The sequence below is a fragment of the Streptomyces sp. NPDC085460 genome, assembly GCF_044541975.1.
Classification (GTDB): Bacteria; Actinomycetota; Actinomycetes; order Streptomycetales; family Streptomycetaceae; genus Streptomyces.
On the sequence record NZ_JBITTO010000008.1, the window covers coordinates 211,773 to 231,886 of the forward strand.

The window sequence follows — 20,114 nt, forward strand, 5'->3', positions numbered from 1 at the left end:
TCATCTAGGAGGCCCCCGTGGCGACGGCAGGACCCCCCGTACGCGGTCGCTCCACCAGGCAGCGCGCCGCCGTGGCGGCAGCACTGAGCGAGGTGGACGAGTTCCGCAGCGCCCAGGAGCTGCACGACATGCTCAAGCACCGCGGCGACTCCGTCGGCCTCACCACCGTCTACCGCACCCTCCAGTCCCTGGCGGACGCGGGCGAGGTCGACGCGCTGCGCACCAGCGACGGCGAGACCGTCTACCGCCGCTGCTCCTCGGACGACCACCACCACCACCTGGTCTGCCGCGCCTGCGGCAAGGCCGTCGAGGTCGAGGGCCCGATGGTCGAGCAGTGGGCCGAGGCGGTCGCCGCCGAGCACGGCTTCGTGAACGTGGCGCACACCGTCGAGATCTTCGGCACCTGCGCGGAGTGCGCGGCGAAGTGACGTGACCTGACATACGGGCGGGCCCGCACCGGAGCGATCCGGTGCGGGCCCGCCCGTACGGCGTCACGCCTTGTCGAGGACGGCCAGGTCGGCCGGGTCCACGCCGCCGAAGCGGCGGTCGCGCTGGGCGAACTCGACGCAGGCGCGCCACAGGTCGCGGCGGTCGAAGTCGGGCCACAGCACGTCCTGGAAGACCATCTCGGCGTACGCGCTCTGCCAGATCAGGTAGTTGGAGGTGCGCTGCTCGCCGCTGGGGCGCAGGAAGAGGTCCACGTCCGGCATGTCCGGGTAGTAGAGGTACTTCTGGATCGTCTTCTCGCTGATCTTCGACGGGTCGAGCCGGCCGGCCTTCACGTCCTCGGCGAGCGCCTGCGCGGCGTCCGTGAGCTCCGCGCGGCCGCCGTAGTTCATGCAGAAGTACAGCGTGAGCCGGGTGTTGTCCTTGGTCTGCTCCTGCGCGATCTGGAGCTCCTTGGCGACCGACTTCCACAGCTTGGGCATCCGGCCGACCCAGCGCACCCGGACGCCGAGCTCGTCGAGCTGGTCGCGGGTCTTGCGGATGAAGTCGCGGTTGAAGTTCATCAGGAAGCGCACCTCCTCGGGCGAGCGCTTCCAGTTCTCGGTGGAGAAGGCGTACAGCGAGATCGAGCCGACGCCCATCTCGATGGCGCCCTGGAGGACGTCGAGGACCTGCTCGGCGCCGACCTTGTGGCCCTCGGTGCGGGGCAGTCCGCGCTCCTTGGCCCAGCGGCCGTTGCCGTCCATGACGATCGCGACGTGTTCCGGCACGAGCTCGGTCTGGAGCTTCGGCGGGCGGGCGCCTGACGGGTGCGGTTCGGGGGTCCGGTACTCCCGACGCTGGCGCCCGAGGAGTCGTGCGATGGCCATGGCGTGGTCTCTCCTAGCTCTTTTCCACATAACGCAGGGAGCGCAGGCCGCGCTCCAGGTGCCAGTGCAGATAGGCGGACACGAGTCCGCTGCCCTCCCTGACGTGACGCGGCTCGCACGCGTCCGCGGTCGCCCAGTCGCCGGTGAGCAGCGCGCTGAGCAGGCCGATGGCCTCCGCTGAGGGTACGACGCTTCCGGGCACCCGGCAGTCGCCGCATATCACTCCGCCCGCCGCGACCGAGAAGAACCGGTTCGGCCCGTCGAGGCCGCATTTGGCACAGTCCGAGAAGGAGGGCGCGTAGCCGTTCACGGCGAGGGAGCGGAGCAGGAAGGCGTCGAGGATGAGGTGGGGGGCGTGCTCGCCCCGGGCGAGGGTCCGCAGGCCGCCGACGAGCAGCAGGTACTGCTGCACGGCCGGTTCGCCCTCGTGGTCGGTGAAGCGCTCCGCGGTCTCCAGCATGGCGGTGCCGGCGGTGTAGCGGGCGTAGTCGGTGACGATGCCGCCGCCGTACGCGGCGATGGTCTCGCTCTGGGTGCAGAGCGGCAGCCCGCGTCCGACCAGATCGCTCCCGCGGGCGAAGAACTGCACGTCCACATGGGAGAAGGGTTCGAGGCGCGCGCCGAACTTGGACTTGGTCCGCCGGACCCCGCGCGCGACGGCGCGCACGCGGCCGTGCCCGCGCGTGAGGATCGTGATGATGCGATCCGCTTCGCCCAGCTTCTGGGTGCGCAGCACGATGCCGTCGTCGCGGAACAGACTCATGAGGCCATTCTCCCGTACGCCGGGGCGCTCCCGGCCGCCCGTGCGGATCCGGGCCGCCGGAGCGGGGGGTGGGCCTGGTCACGCGGGGCGCGGGGCGGGGGCGGAGGTGGGGGCCGGGGGGTTCAGGGGACCTCTCCGCGGCTGCGGGCGTTGGCGTGGGCGGTGGCGGCACTGAGGCGCTCCGCCGAGGTGGCCTCGCGGACCTCCTCGGGGGCCACGTCCCACTCGCGTCCGCCGCCGAGCGGGCGGATCTGGACGTAGGGGCCCTCGTGGCCCATCACTCTCGCGACCCGCCCGGTGCGGATCTCCACGACGTACGCCCCGATCGGCAGTGCCATGACCGGCCCTCCTCCCCGGCGGTCCGGGCCCGGCGGTGGCCGGGCCGGGTCCGCCGTGCGGTGTCCCTTGCGAACGAGCGGCCGCGGGGACGGCGGGGCCGCGGGCCGGACGCCGGGACCGGCGGGGGGATTGCCTCCGTGCCGTTCCCGCGCCTTTCCTGCTCCGCGCGCCGCGCCGCTCCGACTTCCCCCGTGGTCGTTCTCTCCTGGTGTCTTCCTTCACCAACGTATGCCTTTCTGAATCCATTTCCCGCTTCACCGCTCCCGGCCGGCCGGTGATCCGTAGAATCGTCGGACGCGCCAAGGGAGTTCGGGACGTTCCCGCACGCCACCGGGGCGGGATGTTCGAGCGGAGAATTCGATTCGCGGCCGTCGGGTCGGGCGTGGAATCGACGAAGTCCCGTAAATCCGGGGGATTCTCGAACGACCGTCCCGGTGTGCCGGGGAATTGTTCTCCGGGGTCCCCCGTTTTCGCTCCGGCGCACGCCGGGGCGTGCGAAGGGGGCGCGCGGAGCGGCCCTTCCGGGGCCCGCCGCGGACCCCGGACGTGGTGCGGGGCGGGCCGGTGCCCCTACGATCGGCGCGGGAGCGTCACCCTGTCGCCCGGAGGCGCCCCGGGACCGACCGACGGCGGCGGAGGAAGACGGACGATGACGGCCACCCCTTCTCTGGTCCTACACGGTGGCGAATCGGTTCTCCGCTTCGCGGGCGGACCCGTGACCCTGCATCGCCCGGACAAGGAGCACCACATACCGCTGGCGGCGATCTCCTTCGTGCACGCCGAGGGCCGCTCCGTCGCCATCGTCCTGACGGCGTCGGGGGCGAACGAGCCGACCATCTACCGGGTCACCGACGTGAGCGAGACCGACGCGCTCGCCTTCGCGGACGCCGTCACCGCCGCCCTGCCCGAGGTCCCGGCCCCCGACGGCGCCGCACTCGTCACCACCCGCGCGCCCCGCCCCCAGCCCCCGCGCACCCGCCGTCCGGCGGTGGCGGCGGCCGTCGCCCTGCCGCTCGTCGCGCTGGGCGCGTTCCTCGCGCTGAACGCCCCCCGGGGCGCGTACGCGGCGGCGCTCTGGCTCCTGGCCCTGGCCGCCGCCGGCGGCGGCTTCCTGGCGTACCGGGCGCGGCGGAGGTCCTGACGCGGTCCGGCCGGGCCCGGGGCGAGCCCGGCGAAGGAGGCTGACGCGGCGAGCGGCCGGCCTTACGATCATGGCCATGCCGAGACCTCTCGCCTCCTTCCCCGTGCTCCGCGGCCGTGACGGCGCCGTCCTGACCGTCGAGGACCTCGGCCTGGTCCTCGACCTGCCCCGCGAGCAGATCACCTTCACCCCCGACGGCCTCGGCAGGCTGCGCGCGGAAGGGCGTACGGTCCTCATCGAGCTGCGGGCGAGGAAGGGGGCGACCCCGGTCGTCCACCGGATCGACGACGTGGACGAGGCGGACGCCCGCGTCTTCGCCGACGACCTGAACGAGCTGCTGGCGAAGCGGGTGGACGACGACGACGTCGACGGGGCCCCGTTCGCCGTGATCCGCCACCTGGGGCCCACCTGGCGGAAGCGCTTCCACCGCCGGCTCCTGCGGGGCCTGCTCGGCTACCTGCTGGCGCTGGCCGTCCTGGCGGTGGTCGCCGTCGCCCTGGGCCACGGGAGCCTGCTGTTCATGGAGATCCCGCTGGGCGGCCTCGCGTGGCTGTGTCTCGGCGCCGGCTGGCACGGGGTCGGGCGCGGCCGGCGTGAGCGGTGGCTGCGCCGGCACGGTGTCGTGGCCACCGCCCGCCGGGCCACGACCCGGGGCGCGTACATCTACCCCGACGGGACCGGCGCCTACCGCGGCTTCGCGCACGGCGAGGACGACCCGACCCTCACGGTGGCCTTCACGGCGGACGCCCCGGGGGACGTGCTCGTGCTGTCCAAGCCGTTCCAGGACATGCTGAACACGTTCCTCGCCCCCGTCGTCCTCTTCGGCTGGGGCGCGCTGACGATCGTCATCGGCCTGGCCGCGGCGGGCTTCTTCACAGGCCGGCTTTGAGAAGTCATAAGCGCGCCTTATGAGGGCATAGACCGGGGTCGGGTACCACTCTTCGCCGAATGTTAATTAGGGTGGCCTAAGTGTCGGCGGCTCCGCCGCACGCCGTATGCGAAGGGAACCCAGTCATGCCCCGCCCCCTCCGGGTCGCGATCGTCGGCGCCGGCCCCGCCGGCATCTACGCCGCCGACGCGCTGCTGAAGTCCGACACGGCCACCGAGCCGGGCGTGTCCATCGACATCTTCGAGCGGATGCCGGCCCCCTTCGGCCTCATCCGGTACGGCGTCGCCCCCGACCACCCGCGGATCAAGGGCATCATCACCGCCCTCCACCAGGTCCTCGACAAGCCGCAGGTCCGCCTCTTCGGCAACGTGAACTACGGCACCGACATCCACCTCGACGACCTGCGCTCCTTCTACGACGCCGTGGTCTTCTCGACCGGCGCCATGTTCAACCGCGAGCTGAGGATCCCCGGCGTCGACCTGGACGGCTCCTTCGGCGCCGCCGACTTCGCCTCCTGGTACGACGGCCACCCCGACGTCCCGCGCACCTGGGACCTGTCCGCCGAGAAGGTCGCCGTCCTCGGCGTCGGCAACGTGGCCCTCGACGTCGCCCGCATCCTCGCCAAGACCGCCGAGGAGCTGCTGCCGACCGAGATCCCGGCCAACGTCCACGAGGGCCTGAAGGCCAACAAGGCCGTCGAGATCCACGTCTTCGGCCGCCGCGGCCCCGCCCAGGCCAAGTTCAGCCCCATGGAGCTGCGCGAGCTGGACCACTCGCCGAACATCGAGGTCATCGTCAACCCCGAGGACATCGACTACGACGAGGGCTCCATCGCCGAGCGCCGCAAGAACAAGCAGACCGACATGGTCGCCAAGACCCTGGAGAACTGGGCGATCCGCGACGTCGGCGACCGCCCGCACAAGCTCTTCCTGCACTTCTTCGAGTCGCCCGTCGAGATCCTCGGCGAGGACGGCCGGGTCGTCGGCCTGCGCACCGAGCGCACCGAGCTCGACGGCACCGGGAACGTGAAGGGCACCGGCGTCACCACCGACTGGGACGTGAAGTCCGTCTACCGCGCCGTCGGCTACCTCTCCGACGAGCTGCCCAAGCTCCCCTGGGACACCGTCAGCGGCACCGTCCCGGACGAGGGCGGCCGGGTGATGGAGGGCGAGGAGCACATGGCCTCCACCTACGTCACCGGCTGGATCCGCCGCGGCCCGGTCGGCCTCATCGGCCACACCAAGGGCGACGCCAACGAGACCGTCGCGAACCTCCTGGAGGACTTCGCCGCCGGCCGGCTCCTCACCCCCGCCAGCCCGGAGACCGACGCGGTCGTCGGCTTCCTGGAGGGCAAGGGCCTCACCTACACGACGTGGGAGGGCTGGTACGCCCTCGACGCCGCCGAGAAGGCGCTGGGCGAGCCGCACGGCCGCGAGCGCGTGAAGATCGTCGAGCGCGAGGACATGCTCCGCGCGAGCGGCGCCATCGACTGACCCGGCACGACACCGCCGGGAGCGCGACGGGAAGGGGGCATCCACCGGGTGCCCCCTTCCCGCGTCCGGTCCTACGCTGGAGGGACCGGAAGGGGTGAGACCCGTGTCCGCACCCGTGATCGACCGCGCCGGCCGGGCCCGGGACGCGGTGGCCCACGAGCGGTGGGCCGAGGCGTACACCCTGCTGCACGCCCGCGACCGGCACCCGGACGAGGCGCTGACCCCCGACGACCTCGGCGCGCTCTCCGACGCCGCCTGGTGGTCCGGGCACCTCGACGAGTCCGTCGCGGCCCGGCTGCGGGCGCACTCCGCCCATGTGGCGGCCGGTGACCACCGGGGCGCGGGGCTGGCCGCCTGGTGGCTCCACGACGAGTACGCCGGGCTCGGCAGGCCCGCCGTCGCGGCCGGCTGGCTGCACCGCGCCCACCACCACCTCGACGGCCTGCCGCCCTGCCCCGAGCAGTCCCTCCTCGCCGGGACCGACAGCGAGGAGGCCACCGCCCGGGGCGACGGACCGGGCGCCCTGGCCGCCGCCGCCCGGATGACCCGCCTCGCCGAGGACTCCGCCGACCCCGGCCTGGCGGCCCTGAGCCGCCAGGCGTCCTCCGCCGCCCTGCTCGCCCAGGGCCGCCGCGCCGAAGGACTCGCCCTCCTCGACGAGGCGGTGTCCGCGGCCGCCGCCGGCGAGCTGAGCGCCCTCTGCACCGGCCGGCTGTACTGCCAGGCCCTCGCCCGGTGCCTGGAGGCGGCCGACCTCGGGCGGGCCGTGGAGTGGACCCGTACCGCCATGGAGTGGTGCGCCGGCACCGACGACGGCGGGAACCCCTTCCGCGGGGTGTGCCGGGCCCACCGGGCCGAGGTCCTGGACCTCCTCGGGGAGTGGCCCGCGGCCGAGGACGAGGCCCGGCGGGCCTGCCGGGAGGTGCCGGTGGACCGCCTGGAGGCGGCGGCCGCCGCGTACCGCGCCGCCGGGGACGTGCAGCGCCGGCAGGGCCGCCCGGACGAGGCCGCCCGCTCCTACGCCCACGCCCACGAACTGGGCCGGCTCCCCCAGCCGGGCCTCGCCCTGCTGCGGCTCGCGCAGGGCCGCGCCGACGCGGCGGCGGCCGGGCTGCGGCTCGCCCTGGCCTGCCAGGACGTCCGCCACGGCCCGCTGGCCCGGGCCAGGCTCCTCGCCGCCGTCACCGAGGTCGCGCTCGCCCGCGGGGCCGTACGGGAGGCGGCGGACGCGGCGGCGGAGCTGGACGCCCTCGCGGGCGAGGTGCCGCTGCTGCGCGCCCTCGCCGACACGGCGGCCGGCGCGGTGGCCCTGGCGGAGCGCCCCGGGGCGGCGCCGCCCCCGCTGCGAAGGGCGCTGGACGGCTGGCTGCGCCTGCGGGTGCCGTACGAGGCGGCGCGGACGCGCACGCTGCTCGCGGCGGCCGACCGGGCCGCCGGGGACCAGGAGGCGGCCCGGCACGAACTGGCCCTCGCCCGGGACGGCTTCGAACGGCTCGGCGCCGCGCCGGACGCCCACCGGGCCGCCGCGCTCCTGGCCTCGGCGTCCCGGCGCCGGCTGCCGGGCGGACACGGCCTGCTCTGACCGGCCCGTGCTGCGGGTTTCCGGCGCGTCTCCGGCGCGTGAGGGCGGTCAGGAGACCGTGCGGGCGGAGGCCGGCAGTCGCAGTACGTCCTCGGTCAGGAGACCGTGCGGGCGGAGGCCAGCAGTCGCAGTACGTCCTCGGGCGGGAGGCCGAGCGCCGTCCCGACGGTGCCCAGGACCTCCTGCTCGGCCGGGCTGTAGCAGCCGTCGGCCAGGGCGATCCGGGCCGCCTGGAGCAGCAGCGCCTCGCGCCCCGCGGGCTCCAGGTGCGGGGTGAGCGGGGCGACGGCCTCGTGGATCTCGATGGCGAGGAGGGCGCCCTCGGGGTTGATCTCCGGCATGAAGCGGCCGGTGTCGGCCTCCAGCGCCTCGACCAGGTCGACGAGCTGGACGGCCGTGCAGTCGGCGTAGCCGGCGGACCGGACGGCGTGCACGGCCCGGTCGAGGACCTCGCGGGAGCCGGTGCCGCCGGCCGCGAGCACGGCGAGGGCGACGGTGTGGACGGCGTCCCGCAGCATCGCGGAGAAGCGGCCGGTGGTGGGCCGCTCCAGGACCTCGGTGCCGAAGTGGGTGTGGCAGGCGGCGCACTCCACGACCGGCCCGGTACAGCCCCGGGGCAGCAGCGGGACGCCGAGGACGGCGAACCGGCGGCGGCCGGTGCGCCGCCGGTAGCCGCGGTCGCCGCCGCACTCCTCGCAGAAGAACTCGCCGTCGCCGATGGTGTTCCAGGAGGTGCGGATCCCGCAGACGGTCAGCTTCCCACCACGTGTTTTCCTGGCAGAACGCACGCGCACCTCCTCAACGGCCCGGCTGCACTGCCGGTGCGTTGGCGTGATGTTAGCCACATCCATGAGGAGACGTCAGCACCTCGTCCGTACTTCGCACCGGAGTTGGCCGAGACACGACACCGGCGTTTCAGGCCCGGCGGCGGCGCTTCGCGAAGGCCAGGAACCCTCCGCCGAGCAGCAGGGCGCCGACGGCCGCCCCGATGACACCGGGCCCGATGGCCGAACCGGTCGTCGCGAGATCACCCTCCGGGGTGGTCGCGGAGGGGGCCGGCGTGGGCCCGGTCTCCTCGGGGGTCCCGGCCGGGGCGGTGCTCGCGGAGGGGGTGCCGGAGGGTGCCTCCGAGGGCGCCCCCGAGGTGGTCTCCGCGGGCGCCGGCGCGGTGGTCTCCGGGGTGCCGGGGGCGGTGGTGGCGGGCGCCGGAGCCGAGGTGGTGGCGGCGGGCGGCTCGGTGGTGGCCGGCGGGGTGGGGACCGGGGTGTCGGTCGGCTCCGGGGTCTCCGGGGTGACGACCGGGCCGGGGGTGGTCTCCCCGGGGAGGCAGCCGGCGAAGGTCATCTGGTGGGTCTCGGCTCCGGGCACGGTGACGAGGTTCTTCGCGATGACGGCGCCGTTGACGTGGCCGGGGCCGACGCCGGGGCCTCCCATGTGGACGGTGGCGCCGGGCGCCAGGATCGTGCCGGGCCAGGAGGTGTAGTTCTTCTTCACCGTGGTGGCCTGCGGGAAGTTCCACAGCAGCTTGGAGCGGATGGTCCGGTAGCCCTGGTCCGGCACGTTGTAGTCGTCGACGACGGGGGCGCCGCCGGCGAGGTTCTTGTAGTAGACGCCGTAGGTGGCGTTCGCGTTCATGTCGTACGCGGCGCCGAGCACGTTCACCAGGGTCGAGGCGCCGACCGGCACGTCGAGGGTGATCGCGCGGGCCTTCTGGAGGTCGGCGGCGTCGACGGCGAAGACGTTGAGCGTGGCGTCGGTGCCGGTGAGGAAGAGGCCGTCGCCGGAGGCGGAGACGGTGCCGTTGGGCTTCTCGCCCGCCCAGCCGGCGGACAGGGCGCGCAGGTTCGTGAACTCCTTGCCGAAGTCGACCGGGGAGGCGCCCTCGGTGATCGGGCCGTCGACGCCGAAGTTCTTGCCGCCGGAGGCGTTGACGACCTTGCCGGCTATGCCGGTGCCCTTGGTGATGACGACCTGGTTGGCGGAGAGGGTGCCGCCGACGACGAGGCTGTGGCCGCCGGGGAGCTTCCCGAGGTCGCCGGGGGTGAGCTGGTAGCCGACGGAGAAGCCGGAGGACTGCGCCGGGTCGCCGAAGGTCGCGTCGCCACCGACCGCCACCGCGCCCTCGGAGTCCGAGTGCCGCACCGAGTCGCCCTCGACGAACTCCGCGTACAGACCGGCGGTGCCGAGCGGATTCGGCGCGCACTGCGCGGGGGCGGCGGAAGCGGCGGGGGCCCAGGCGAGGGCGGCTCCGGTCACCGCGAGAACGGTGGCCACGGCAGCGGACGTGCGCATGCGGAACTCCAGGTCAGGGAGTACGGGGGAGGATGGTCCGTACCATCCGTCAGACCTTGATGTGCCGTCAACTGCCCCCATATGGCGCTGATTCCGGCATGTCCCCATGATCTTCCTTAAGTGAGCCTGAAACCGTGACGCACCTCACAAAAGAAGGCGCCCCGCCCCCCTCTCGGAGGGGCGGGGCGCCGTACGCGCGCGAGGTCAGCGGGCGGAGCGGTTGACCGCCGAGATGACCGCCTTCAGGGAGGCGCGGGTGGTGTTGGCGTCGATGCCGATGCCCCACAGCACGCGTCCGTCGATGGCGCACTCGATGTACGAGGCGGCCTGCGCGGAGGCGCCCTCGCTCATGGTGTGCTCCTGGTAGTCCAGCAGGCGGGCGTCCACGCCGACCGACTGCAGGGCGTCGAAGAAGGCGGAGATCGGGCCGTTGCCGGCGCCGGTCAGGACGGTCTCGACGCCGTCGACGACCGCCTCGACCTTCAGGGTGTCGGTGCCGTCGGTGTCGGAGGTGGACTGGTTGGCGCGCAGCTGGATGCGGCCCCACGGGTTCTCCGGGTTGGGCAGGTACTCGTCCTGGAAGACGGACCAGATCGCGGCCGGGGTGACCTCGCCGCCCTCGGCGTCGGTCTTGGCCTGGATGATCCGGGAGAACTCGATCTGCATCCGGCGGGGCAGGTCCAGCTTGTGGTCGTTCTTCAGGACGTAGGCGATGCCGCCCTTGCCGGACTGCGAGTTGACCCGGATGACGGCCTCGTAGGAGCGGCCCACGTCCTTGGGGTCGATGGGCAGGTACGGGACGGCCCACTCGATGTCGTCGACGGTCTTGCCCTGGGCGGCCGCGTCGGCCTCCATGGCGTCGAAGCCCTTCTTGATGGCGTCCTGGTGGGAGCCGGAGAAGGCGGTGTAGACCAGGTCGCCCGCGTAGGGGTGGCGCGGGTGGACCTCCATCTGGTTGCAGTACTCGCTGGTGCGGCGGATCTCGTCGATCTGCGAGAAGTCGATCTGCGGGTCGACGCCCTGGCTGAAGAGGTTCATGCCCAGGGTGACCAGGTCGACGTTGCCGGTGCGCTCGCCCTGGCCGAACAGGCAGCCCTCGATGCGGTCGGCGCCGGCCATGATGGCCAGTTCGGCGGCGGCGACGGCGGTGCCGCGGTCGTTGTGCGGGTGCACGGACAGGCAGACGTGCTCGCGGCGGGTCAGGTTGCGGGACATCCACTCGAAGCGGTCCGCGTGCGTGGAGGGCGTCGAACGCTCCACGGTGGCGGGCAGGTTGAGGATGATCTCGCGGCCGGGGCCGGGCTGCCACACGTCGCAGACGGCCTCGCAGACCTCCAGGGCGAAGTCCAGCTCGGTGTCGGTGAAGATCTCCGGGCTGTACTGGTAGCCGAAGGTGGTCTCCGGGCCCAGCAGCTTCTCGGCGTACTCCATCACCAGGCGGGTGCCGTCGACGGCGATCTGCTTGATGTCGTCCTTGGAGCCGCGGAAGACGACCCGGCGGAAGGTCGGCGCGGTGGCGTTGTACAGGTGGACGGTGGCGCGCCTGGCGCCGATCAGGGACTCCACGGTCCGCTCGATCAGGTCCTCGCGGGCCTGGGTCAGGACGGAGATGGTGACGTCGTCCGGGATCGCGCCCTCTTCGATGATGGAGCGGACGAAGGCGAAGTCGGTCTCGCCGGAGGACGGGAAGCCGACCTCGATCTCCTTGTAGCCCAGGCGTACCAGCAGGTCGAACATCTCGCGCTTGCGGGCCGGCGACATCGGGTCGATCAGGGCCTGGTTGCCGTCGCGCAGGTCGGTGGAGAGCCAGCGGGGCGCCTTGGTGATGCGCTGCTCGGGCCAGGTGCGGTCCGGGATCTCGACGGCTTCGTAGCGGCCGTACTTGTGGATCGGCATCCCGGACGGCTTCTGGGCGTGCGTCGCGTTGGTGATCGGCGTCGGACGGCTGACGAAGGGAGACTGAGACATTGCGTAGGGCTCCTCGGGGTCCTCTGAAAGGGACGGCCGACTGTCGAACGCAGCACCGAAACCCGCGGGGAGGGGGTCGGCCTACGACTACAGGCCCTCACCGCGGCAGCTAAGGAGAAGCAGCCCGAAACGCATGATGTGCGTCACCATAGCCGAGGACCGGGGAAGGCGGACGTCCTGTTTCAGTATGCGGGACGGCGGTGTCGTCAAGCCCGAAAGGTGACCTATCACTCCATTTCGCCAATCCCTGTCACTTCTCGTGACAGTGGCGTCGCACAGTGCCACATTGCCGGGTATGACCTCCCCCTTCTGCACGATCGTGCCGCCCCACCTCCTGGAGCACCTCGCCGCCTCGGCGAACCCCGCCGTCGCCCAGGCCGCCCGCCGCACCCTGATCGCCGACGCCTCGGCCCGTACCGCCCGGGTCCTCCCCCGCCCGTCCGAAGGACCGTCCGCCGCGCCGGCCGCCGCCCCGTCCGTCGCGCCGGCGGAGCCCGCGGCCCCGCGCCGGACCGTGTACGACGCCCAGCGCCGCACCGAGCTGCCCGGGGTGAAGGTCCGCGGCGAGGGCGGGGAGGCGACCGGCGACGCCACCGTCAACCGCGCCTACGCGGGCCTCGGCGCCACCTTCACGCTCTTCCGGGACGCCTTCGGCCGCGACTCGATGGACGGGGCGGGGCTGCCGCTGCTCGCGACCGTCCACTACGACGAGAACTACGGCAACGCCTTCTGGAACGGCGAGCAGATGGTGTTCGGCGACGGCGACGACGAGATCTTCCTCGACTTCACCCTGCCGGTGGACGTCATCGCGCACGAACTGGCGCACGGCTTCACCCAGTACACGGCGAACCTGGAGTACTTCAGCCAGTCCGGCGCGCTCAACGAGTCCGTCTCCGACGTCTTCGGCGCGCTGGTGAAGCAGCACGCGCTCGGGCAGACCGCCGAGCAGGCCGACTGGCTGATCGGCGAGGGCCTCTTCCACCCGAACGTGGAGGGGACGGCGCTGCGCTCGATGAAGGCGCCGGGCACCGCGTACGACGACGACGTGCTCGGCAAGGACCCGCAGCCCGCCCACATGGACGACTACGTGCGCACCAGCCGGGACAACGGCGGCGTGCACATCAACTCCGGCATCCCGAACCACGCCTTCTACCTGGCGGCGACCGAACTCGGCGGCCACGCCTGGGAGCGGGCCGGGCGGATCTGGTACGACGTGATGACCGGCGGCACCCTCACCCCCGAGACCCGCTTCTCCGAGTTCGCGGTGGCCACGGTGGCGGCGGCGAAGGCGCGGTACGGCGACGCGGCGGAGATCCAGGCCGTCACGAAGGCGTGGGCGGCCGTGGGCGTGCCGACCGACTGACCCGGCTGGTAGACAGGGCCCATGCGGATTCGAGTGCGGCGCACCGGTGGTTTCGCGGGCATCGAGCGGACGGCGGAGGTGGAGGTCTCGGGCCCCGAGTGGGAGTCCCTGGCCTCCGCCGCCCTCGCGGGGCCGGAGGCCACCCGGGTGGTCCCCGACGGCTTCTCGTACGAGATCACCGTCGACGGCCGGACGGTGCGCTGCGCCGACCCCCACCTGACGGAGGCGCAGCGGACCCTGGTGACGAGGGTGCTGAAGGAGGGCGCGTGACGCCCTAGCGTCCGAGGAGGCGGCGCCAGAGGCTGCGACGGGGAGGTTCGGGGGCCCGGGGCTCCCCGACCTCCAGGGACCAGTCGCCGTCCGCGTGCTCGACGGCCACGAGCAGCGGCCCCGCCGGCAGCGCCCGGGCGTCCTCGCGGCGCCTGCCGAAGTCGCTCGCCAGCGTGACCGGGGACCGGCCGGGGGCGCCGGGGCGGTGCGGCTTGTGGCCCCGGACGCTGAGGATGTCGTCCGACCCGCTCGGGGTCAGCCGGGTGAGCAGCTCGCCGGCGGGCCCGGTGTGGAGCAGCACCTCGGAGTTCCGCCCGGTGGCGCCCTGGCCGAGCTCGCGCGCCGCGCTCACGGGCCGGATCACGATCGTCCACGCGGCGCGGGCGCCGCCGTCGACGCGGAAGCGCAGCGGATACAGGGTGTCGCACCACATGACGTGGCGCTCGACCCGGCGGGACGCGACCGTGCCGCGGAAGCCCACGGCCTCCCTGCCGTTCCAGTCGATGGAGGTCACGCTGAAGTAGCCGCTGCCCGTCCAGGCGTAGTCGACGAGGACGTAGCCGGGCGGCGGGGTCTCCTCCATGGTGAAGTCGGCGTCGCCCCGGCCGCTGTAGACGATGTCGTCGAACTCCCCGCCGAGGATCCCCGCGGCGGCGGCCACCTCGGGCGTCGGCGGCGGCGAGGGGAGGAGCGGGCCCGCCCCGTGGCCCTCGGCCGGGAGGGCGGTGCGGCGCGGGCTCCCGGAGGAGCCCTGCGCGGGGACGCCGGGCGCGGACGCGCCTGTGGCCGTCCGGGTACGCGCTCGCGCCCATACCCGCACCCGCACCCGTACCCGGCGCCGTACCCGAGCCGGAACCCGTACCCGAACCCGAACCAGTACTCGTACCCGTACCGGAACCCGAACCCGTACGCGGCCCCGAGGACTTGCCCACGCCGCCGGGCGGTAGGTCCAGCGGGACCGGGCCGGTCTGTCCCGTCCGTCCTGCCCGCCCGGGGTCCGGCGGGTCCTCCCCCTTGCTGATCTTCGTCACCGCGTCATGCTGACACGGTGCCTCCGGGGAGTCGACGGTTCCGGCGCGGCCGCTAGAAGCCGAGCTTGCGGAGCTGCTTGGGGTCGCGCTGCCAGTCCTTGGCGACCTTGACGTGCAGGTCGAGGAAGACGGGCGTGCCGAGGAGGGCCTCGATGTGCTTGCGGGACTTCATCCCGACCTCCTTCAGGCGGCTGCCCTTGGGGCCGATGATGATGCCCTTCTGGCTGGGGCGCTCGATGTAGACGTTGGCGTGGATGTCGAGCAGCGGCCGGTCGGCGGGGCGCCCCTCGCGCGGGATCATCTCCTCGACGACGACCGCGATGGAGTGCGGCAGCTCGTCGCGTACGCCTTCGAGCGCGGCCTCGCGGATGAGCTCGGCGACCATGACCTGCTCCGGCTCGTCCGTGAGGTCGCCCTCCGGGTAGAGCGGCGGGGACTTCGGGAGGAGCGGGATGAGCAGGTCGGCGACGAGCCGGACCTGCTTGTCGCCGACGGCCGAGACCGGGACGATCTCGGCCCACTCGATGCCGAGCTCCTTGCCGAGCTGGTCGATGGCGATCAGCTGCTCGGCGAGGGTCTTGGAGTCGACCAGGTCGGTCTTGGTGACGATGGCGACCTTGGGGGTCTTCTTGATCTCGGCGAGCTCCTTGGCGATGAAGCGGTCGCCGGGGCCGAGCTTCTGGTCGGCGGGCAGGCAGAAGCCGATCACGTCGACCTCGGCCCAGGTGGTGCGGACGATGTCGTTGAGCCGCTCGCCCAGCAGGGTGCGCGGCTTGTGGAGGCCGGGGGTGTCCACCAGGATCAGCTGGGCGTCCGGGCGGTGCACGATGCCGCGCACGGTGTGCCGGGTCGTCTGGGGGCGGTTGGAGGTGATCGCCACCTTCTGTCCGACCAGAGCGTTGGTGAGGGTGGACTTGCCCGCGTTGGGCCGCCCGACGAAGCAGGCGAAGCCCGCCCGGTGGGGGGCGGTGTTCTCATCGGTCTCATCACGGCGCACGCTCATGGGGGCCATTGTCCCCGATGAGCGGCCGGGTCACGTACTCAGTGCCCCCGCCGGGCCCGGCGGCGCCGGATCCGCCACCCCGTGAGGCCGCCGGCGGCGCCCAGCGCGAGCACCGAGGCGACCAGCCAGGGCAGGGCGAGGAAGGAGACGCCGGCGCTCTCGCGGACGTCCCGGGCGGTGGCGACGAGGGTCACCTCGCCCCAGTCGAGCTGCGGCGAGCCGATCCACTTCTCGGTCAGCCGGATCCGCTGCCGGGGCAGCAGCTCGGACGGCACGTGGGCGAGGTCCCGGTCGAGCAGGGTCCGCCCGAAGAGCCCCTCGGCGGTGAGGACGACCTTGGGGTTGAGGGTGACGTTGCCGCGGTTGTGGAGGGTGTACGTGACGAGTGCGGTGCTCTCCCGGGTGCCGGGTACGGCCGGCCGGTCCTGCTCCAGGGTGACGTCCTCGACGGCGAGCGCGGGCACGGCGGGGCCGCTGACCTTGAGGTAGACGCGGGCGGCGACGGCCCGCTGGATCCCCATGGCGACGGCGCCGCCGCCGGGGGTGATCCGCTCGTCGAGGGCGACGACCGCGCCGGGGTGGTCGCCGGGGTCGGCGTCGGCGGGGACGGTCAGGGTGAAGGGGACGGTGACGGCGGAGCGCGGCGGGACGGTGACCGTGGTGCGCTCGGGCCGGATCCAGGCGCCGGGGCCGGTCTGCGGCTCCTTCAGGGTGCGGATGGCGAAGCCGCCGTCGCGCTCGGTGTTGTAGGCGTCGGCGCCGTAGAGGCGGAAGGTCAGGGGCTCGCCCGTCTTGTTGGCGACGGTGACCTTGTCGCGGAGGGTGGCGCCGGGGTCGGCGGTGAGGAAGTAGTAGGGGCGTTCGCCGAGGCGGGCGGCGGCCGGGTAGACGGCCCACTCGCCGTTCTCGGCGGCCTGGGCGGCCGGGGCCCCGAGGAGCAGCAGGGCGGCGCTCAGGAGGAGGACGTACAGCTTGCGTCGCACGGTGCGGAACCCCCGGGTGCGGTGGGAGGGGCGGAGGGGAGAGGGGAGGAAGGGAGCGGCGGCGAAGGGCCGGCCGGGGGGTGCGCCCGGCCGGCCCGACGGCCGCTGTCAGGACGGGGTCACGACAGGGTCAGCGTCAGCACGCCCGCGTAGCTGCCGGGCGCGGTGAACGCCGGGACGTCCAGCGAGAGCTGGGCGTCGACGGTGAACTCGCCGCCGGTGACCGTGCCGTTCGCCGTGGAGGCGAGGGTGGCGCCGGCGCCGACGGGTCCGGCGGAGCCGGCCGTGCAGGCGCTGGGGCTGCCCTCCTTGGCGACGCAGGCCGGGGTCCAGCTGAGCCGGTCGGCGCCGATGGCACCGCCCGGCCCCGCGAAGTCGGTGACCTTGCCGGTCACGGACCAGCCCGCGGGGCCGCCGCGGAAGTCCTTGACCGTCACCGTCTGGAGGGCTCCGGTGGCCGCGCCGCCCTGGCCGAAGTCGACCGCGGAGAGCGCGACGGCGTCCCCGGCCTGGGTCATGGACAGTTCGCCCGCCGTGACCGTGGCGGTGATCTTCTGGCTGTTCGGCGGGGTCGGGGTGTCGTCGATCACCTGGTACGGGATCGGTCCGGCGCCCTTCTCCGCGTTCCAGGAGCCGCCCTCGTAGGCGACGACGCCGGTGGTGGCGAGGTCGTTCACCTTGAGCCGGGCCACGAAGCCGCCCGCGCTGTCGGTGGTGACGGTCATCCGGTCGGCGGTCTCCGCGGCCCCGGCGCGGGCGGCCACGGTCACCTCGGTGAGCGGGGTGAACTTGGCGCCGGTGACGGTGACCCGGGCGCCGGGGGCGCCGGTGCCGGCGGCGAGTTCGAGGGTCCGCTCGTTGGGCACGGGCTGGTCGCCGGCCCGGACCGTCTGGGAGACGGGGGCGGGCGGGTTCAGCACCGTACAGGGGGTGTCCAGCTCCATGATGTAGCTGGTGTGGATGTTGTAGTCACCGGGCGAGAGGGTGATCTCGCCGGCCTTCGTGACCGTGAAGGTGCCGGTCATGGAGAAGCCGGGGAAGGCGCCCTTGCCGGGGACCGGCGGGTTCTTCTTGGGGCCGGTGACGTTCACCGCGCCGGTCTGCGCGCCGCCGAGGACGACCTTCCCCGTGGGGGTGAGGATGTCCGCCGGGAGCGCGAGGTCGACCGGGTTCGACGCGGCGGGCTTGGTGATCGCGTAGGTCACCTTGACCGTGTCGCCGACCTTGGGGCTGGCGTTGTCGACCGAGATCACGGCGGTGGTGGTGCCCTCGATGGGCGGGATGCCGGCGATGGGCGGCGGGACGCAGCGGGTGCGGAATTCCACCGACTGCCCGGCGCCGGTCGCCTGCGCCGGGGCGGCGAGCGCGCCCCCGGCCGCGAACGCGAGGGCGGTGACGCCGAGGACGGCGGTCCACCGCCGTCTTCGGGCCGCCGCCCGGGTTCGGGTGAATGCCATGTGAAAGCCCCCTCCTGAGGGTCGAGAGGGCGCCATTGACGGCCGGGGGCCGAAAGAAGTCAAGGGAGACGGGAGCCATCGACTGATGGCCCATCAGGTCATGGCAAGATCGGTCGATGTGGCGACTTCTCCGGCATGTCCGTGGACACGCCGGAGACCGGTGCCGCCCTCGGCGGCACCGGTCGGGGAGGGTGCGGTGGATCAGCTGATGACGAACGGGCCCGGGGACTGCGACGTGACCGCGTCGCAGTTCACCGTGACGCCGAAAATGACCAGCTTGAGGGCGACGCCGGCGAAGTAGGAGTTGAGGCTGTCGCCGGCCACCACGTTGGTGGCGGTCAGCGGGCCGAGCTTCGCGGTGCCGCCGGCCGGGATGGCCGGGTTCTTCTTGCCGGTGAAGGTCCGGTCCGGGCCCGTCGCGTTGTCCAGGATCAGCGAGGAGCTGATCGTGTCCGCGCCGACGGCGACCGGCGTGGTGACGGGTGCGGTGATCGAGACCTGGGCCGTGCTCCCGGAGTGGGTCATGGTGAGCGTGGCGGTGCCGCCGCCCCACATCCCGCAGTCGTACGTGGCCGTCGCCGTGCCCGGCGACACCGCGGCGGAAGCCGTGGGGGCGAAGGCGAGCGAGGCGGCGGCGAGTCCCGCGGCGAGTGCTCCGGCCGCACCCATGGTGCTTCTTCTCATGGCGAGTTCGTACCCCTTCCGATGACGAACGCAGGGGTGCGGGCGCTGCGTGGAATGGCGCAGATCTGACGGTCCGTCGGACCGCCCGCCGCCTATTGACGCGCAGACGGCATGGGAAGGCAAGAGAAGTCGCGGAGATCCTTCACAAACGCGCAAGGGTCCGGCCGCGGCCGGACCCCACCCGTCGCCGGTACGGCGCTCAGCCCGCCGTGACGGCCGAACGCAGCTGCCCGTCGGGCCCCGCCAGCAGCACCGGCGTCCCGGGCCCGCCCAGGTCCCGCACGGCCGCCCGGTCCTCGTCGGACGCGGCCTCGGCGGCGGAGACCACGGCCGCCGCCTCCAGCGACTGCGCGCCGCTCGCCACGGCCATCGCCACGGCCGTCCGCAGGGCGCTCAGCTTCAGCGACTCCAGCTCCACCGTGCCCGCCACATAGGTGCGGCCGGTCTCGTCCCGTACCGCCGCACCCTCGGGCACACCGTTGCGGGCGCGGGCGCTGCGCGCCAGCGTGATGATCTTGAGGTCCTCGGGGCCGAGGTCGCCGTGCTCACTGCTCAGTGTCATGGACCGAGCATAGGTCGGCGCACCGGACCGGCCCGTCGCCGGGTGCTCACCCCGCCAGCGGGTGCATCGCCCCCCGCCGGCCCTCCGGGGAGGCCAGCCACTCCAGCTTCTCGGCCGTACCGGCCTCCGGCATCGGGGTGTGCAGCACGATCACCAGGTCCGGCCGGGCCGGCACCCGCAGCTGGGTGGCCTCCATGACGAGCAGACCGGCCACCGGGTGGTCCATCTCCTTGCGGTTCTGGCCGCCCGGCCGGATGTCCCGGCGCTCCCACAGCTCCGCGAACTCGGCGCTCGCCGCCTTCGCCTCCTCCACCACCGCCCGGAAGCCGTCGTCGTCCGGGCACTCCGAGCACGCCGACCGGAACTGCGCCACGACCTTCGGCGCCAGCTCCTCCCAGCCCCGCATCCGCGCCCGGTACCGCTCGTCGGTGAAGAAGTCGATCAGACAGTTCCGGCTGACATCGGGCCGCATCCCGAGCACGGAGGCCGCCGCGTCGTTGTACAGCACCGTGTTCCAGTACACGTCCATGATGTGCGCGGGGAACGGCATCCACGCGTCGATCAGCCGCCGCAGCCCGTCGCACATGTCCCGGTCCTCGGGGGCCGGTTCGAGCGCCGGCGGATTGAGCGCCGCGAGCACGTACAGATGGCGCCGCTCGGCCGGACTCAGCCTCAGCACCCGCGCCACCGCGTCGAGCACCTGCGGGGAGACCGAGATGTCCCGGCCCTGCTCCAGCCACTGGTACCAGCTCACCCCGACCCCGGCGAGGACCGCGACCTCCTCGCGGCGCAGCCCCGGCGTGCGGCGGCGGCCGCCGGCCGGCAGCCCCGCCTCGGCCGGGGTGACCCGGGCCCGACGGCTCATCAGGAACTCGCGCAGCTCCGCCAGCCGGTGCGCCTTGCCGCCGGCGCTCTCCACTGCTGTCCCCACGTGTGCTTCCTCCCCCGGACGCCTGGTGGTGCGGCCAACAGGATAAG

The 20,114-nt window shown here is 73.4% G+C and carries 20 protein-coding genes; 7 read left to right on the plus strand and 13 right to left on the minus strand.

The genetic code is table 11. The features are described from left to right. Positions 1–17 precede the first annotated feature (17 nt). A complete protein-coding gene (locus tag ACIGHB_RS22190) occupies positions 18–428 on the plus strand; it encodes a Fur family transcriptional regulator (protein WP_360307538.1) in 411 nt (136 codons plus the stop codon). A 63-nt stretch (positions 429–491) separates the two neighbouring features. On the opposite strand, the gene ACIGHB_RS22195 is transcribed toward ACIGHB_RS22190, so the two are convergent. The 3 genes from ACIGHB_RS22195 to ACIGHB_RS22205 all read right to left on the minus strand — a co-directional run bounded on the left by ACIGHB_RS22195 (position 492) and on the right by ACIGHB_RS22205 (position 2,417). Next, a complete protein-coding gene (locus ACIGHB_RS22195) occupies positions 492–1,316 on the minus strand; it encodes an isoprenyl transferase (RefSeq protein WP_360307535.1) in 825 nt (274 codons plus the stop codon). 13 nt (positions 1,317–1,329) lie between these two features. After that, positions 1,330–2,079: a DNA repair protein RecO gene (gene recO, locus ACIGHB_RS22200; protein ID WP_360307532.1), complete on the minus strand. Its 750-nt coding sequence runs from the start codon at positions 2,077–2,079 to the stop codon at positions 1,330–1,332. A 122-nt stretch (positions 2,080–2,201) separates the two neighbouring features. Continuing rightward, positions 2,202–2,417, minus strand: coding sequence for a hypothetical protein (locus ACIGHB_RS22205; protein ID WP_319013924.1), 216 nt, complete (start codon positions 2,415–2,417; stop codon positions 2,202–2,204). A 716-nt stretch (positions 2,418–3,133) separates the two neighbouring features. Here ACIGHB_RS22205 and ACIGHB_RS22210 point away from each other — a divergent pair. The 4 genes from ACIGHB_RS22210 (at position 3,134) to ACIGHB_RS22225 (ending at position 7,523) form a co-directional block, all read left to right on the plus strand. Next, complete coding sequence (locus tag ACIGHB_RS22210; protein ID WP_399915315.1) at positions 3,134–3,559, plus strand: hypothetical protein; 426 nt, start codon at positions 3,134–3,136, stop codon at positions 3,557–3,559. 76 nt (positions 3,560–3,635) lie between these two features. Continuing rightward, positions 3,636–4,448, plus strand: a complete 813-nt coding sequence (locus ACIGHB_RS22215; protein ID WP_399915316.1) for a hypothetical protein — start codon at positions 3,636–3,638, stop codon at positions 4,446–4,448. A 125-nt stretch (positions 4,449–4,573) separates the two neighbouring features. Beyond that, complete coding sequence (locus ACIGHB_RS22220) at positions 4,574–5,941, plus strand: FAD-dependent oxidoreductase (protein WP_399915318.1); 1,368 nt, start codon at positions 4,574–4,576, stop codon at positions 5,939–5,941. Positions 5,942–6,044: 103 nt separating this feature from the next. Beyond that, entirely contained in the window at positions 6,045–7,523 is a 1,479-nt protein-coding gene (locus tag ACIGHB_RS22225; protein ID WP_399915320.1) for a LuxR family transcriptional regulator, read from the plus strand. 95 nt (positions 7,524–7,618) lie between these two features. Here ACIGHB_RS22225 and ACIGHB_RS22230 read toward each other — a convergent pair whose 3' ends face one another. The 3 genes from ACIGHB_RS22230 to leuA all read right to left on the minus strand — a co-directional run bounded on the left by ACIGHB_RS22230 (position 7,619) and on the right by leuA (position 11,783). Further along, positions 7,619–8,311: a TerB family tellurite resistance protein gene (locus ACIGHB_RS22230; protein WP_360307515.1), complete on the minus strand. Its 693-nt coding sequence runs from the start codon at positions 8,309–8,311 to the stop codon at positions 7,619–7,621. Between the two features lie 127 nt (positions 8,312–8,438). Beyond that, positions 8,439–9,815 (minus strand): choice-of-anchor A family protein, encoded by a 1,377-nt coding sequence (locus ACIGHB_RS22235; protein WP_399915322.1) that lies wholly within the window; start codon positions 9,813–9,815, stop codon positions 8,439–8,441. A 204-nt stretch (positions 9,816–10,019) separates the two neighbouring features. Beyond that, positions 10,020–11,783, minus strand: coding sequence for a 2-isopropylmalate synthase (leuA, locus tag ACIGHB_RS22240; RefSeq protein WP_360307509.1), 1,764 nt, complete (start codon positions 11,781–11,783; stop codon positions 10,020–10,022). 295 nt (positions 11,784–12,078) lie between these two features. Between leuA and ACIGHB_RS22245 the strand changes: the two genes are divergently transcribed. After that, complete coding sequence (locus ACIGHB_RS22245; protein WP_399915324.1) at positions 12,079–13,146, plus strand: M4 family metallopeptidase; 1,068 nt, start codon at positions 12,079–12,081, stop codon at positions 13,144–13,146. A gap of 21 nt (positions 13,147–13,167) precedes the next feature. Beyond that, positions 13,168–13,416 (plus strand): protealysin inhibitor emfourin, encoded by a 249-nt coding sequence (locus tag ACIGHB_RS22250; protein ID WP_360307503.1) that lies wholly within the window; start codon positions 13,168–13,170, stop codon positions 13,414–13,416. A gap of 4 nt (positions 13,417–13,420) precedes the next feature. On the opposite strand, the gene ACIGHB_RS22255 is transcribed toward ACIGHB_RS22250, so the two are convergent. The 7 genes from ACIGHB_RS22255 to ACIGHB_RS22285 all read right to left on the minus strand — a co-directional run bounded on the left by ACIGHB_RS22255 (position 13,421) and on the right by ACIGHB_RS22285 (position 20,067). After that, positions 13,421–14,236, minus strand: a complete 816-nt coding sequence (locus ACIGHB_RS22255; protein ID WP_399915327.1) for a hypothetical protein — start codon at positions 14,234–14,236, stop codon at positions 13,421–13,423. 263 nt (positions 14,237–14,499) lie between these two features. Further along, entirely contained in the window at positions 14,500–15,459 is a 960-nt protein-coding gene (era, locus tag ACIGHB_RS22260) for a GTPase Era (RefSeq protein ID WP_399915329.1), read from the minus strand. A 29-nt stretch (positions 15,460–15,488) separates the two neighbouring features. Then, a complete protein-coding gene (locus ACIGHB_RS22265) occupies positions 15,489–16,433 on the minus strand; it encodes a DUF916 domain-containing protein (protein WP_360307494.1) in 945 nt (314 codons plus the stop codon). A gap of 119 nt (positions 16,434–16,552) precedes the next feature. Then, positions 16,553–17,890 carry a beta-xylosidase gene (locus ACIGHB_RS22270; RefSeq protein WP_360307491.1) on the minus strand — a complete coding sequence of 446 codons (1,338 nt, stop codon included), beginning with the start codon at positions 17,888–17,890 and terminating at the stop codon, positions 16,553–16,555. 201 nt (positions 17,891–18,091) lie between these two features. Next, positions 18,092–18,574, minus strand: coding sequence for a hypothetical protein (locus ACIGHB_RS22275; protein WP_360307488.1), 483 nt, complete (start codon positions 18,572–18,574; stop codon positions 18,092–18,094). 199 nt (positions 18,575–18,773) lie between these two features. After that, entirely contained in the window at positions 18,774–19,136 is a 363-nt protein-coding gene (locus ACIGHB_RS22280; RefSeq protein WP_360307485.1) for a cytidine deaminase, read from the minus strand. Between the two features lie 46 nt (positions 19,137–19,182). Beyond that, positions 19,183–20,067 carry a helix-turn-helix transcriptional regulator gene (locus ACIGHB_RS22285; protein WP_360307482.1) on the minus strand — a complete coding sequence of 295 codons (885 nt, stop codon included), beginning with the start codon at positions 20,065–20,067 and terminating at the stop codon, positions 19,183–19,185. Between the last annotated feature and the right edge of the window lie 47 nt (positions 20,068–20,114).

Bases quoted from the DNA above. Each gene is read 5' to 3' on its own strand.
- ACIGHB_RS22195 (WP_360307535.1), bottom strand. From the start codon at position 1,316: ATGGCCATCGCACGACTCCTCGGGCGCCAGCGTCGGGAGTACCGGACC.
- recO (WP_360307532.1), bottom strand. From the start codon at position 2,079: ATGAGTCTGTTCCGCGACGACGGCATCGTGCTGCGCACCCAGAAGCTG.
- ACIGHB_RS22205 (WP_319013924.1), bottom strand. From the start codon at position 2,417: ATGGCACTGCCGATCGGGGCGTACGTCGTGGAGATCCGCACCGGGCGG.
- ACIGHB_RS22215 (WP_399915316.1), top strand. From the start codon at position 3,636: ATGCCGAGACCTCTCGCCTCCTTCCCCGTGCTCCGCGGCCGTGACGGC.
- ACIGHB_RS22220 (WP_399915318.1), top strand. From the start codon at position 4,574: ATGCCCCGCCCCCTCCGGGTCGCGATCGTCGGCGCCGGCCCCGCCGGC.
- ACIGHB_RS22235 (WP_399915322.1), bottom strand. From the start codon at position 9,815: ATGCGCACGTCCGCTGCCGTGGCCACCGTTCTCGCGGTGACCGGAGCC.
- leuA (WP_360307509.1), bottom strand. From the start codon at position 11,783: ATGTCTCAGTCTCCCTTCGTCAGCCGTCCGACGCCGATCACCAACGCG.
- ACIGHB_RS22245 (WP_399915324.1), top strand. From the start codon at position 12,079: ATGACCTCCCCCTTCTGCACGATCGTGCCGCCCCACCTCCTGGAGCAC.
- ACIGHB_RS22250 (WP_360307503.1), top strand. From the start codon at position 13,168: ATGCGGATTCGAGTGCGGCGCACCGGTGGTTTCGCGGGCATCGAGCGG.
- era (WP_399915329.1), bottom strand. From the start codon at position 15,459: ATGGCCCCCATGAGCGTGCGCCGTGATGAGACCGATGAGAACACCGCC.
- ACIGHB_RS22270 (WP_360307491.1), bottom strand. From the start codon at position 17,890: ATGGCATTCACCCGAACCCGGGCGGCGGCCCGAAGACGGCGGTGGACC.
- ACIGHB_RS22275 (WP_360307488.1), bottom strand. From the start codon at position 18,574: ATGAGAAGAAGCACCATGGGTGCGGCCGGAGCACTCGCCGCGGGACTC.
- ACIGHB_RS22280 (WP_360307485.1), bottom strand. From the start codon at position 19,136: ATGACACTGAGCAGTGAGCACGGCGACCTCGGCCCCGAGGACCTCAAG.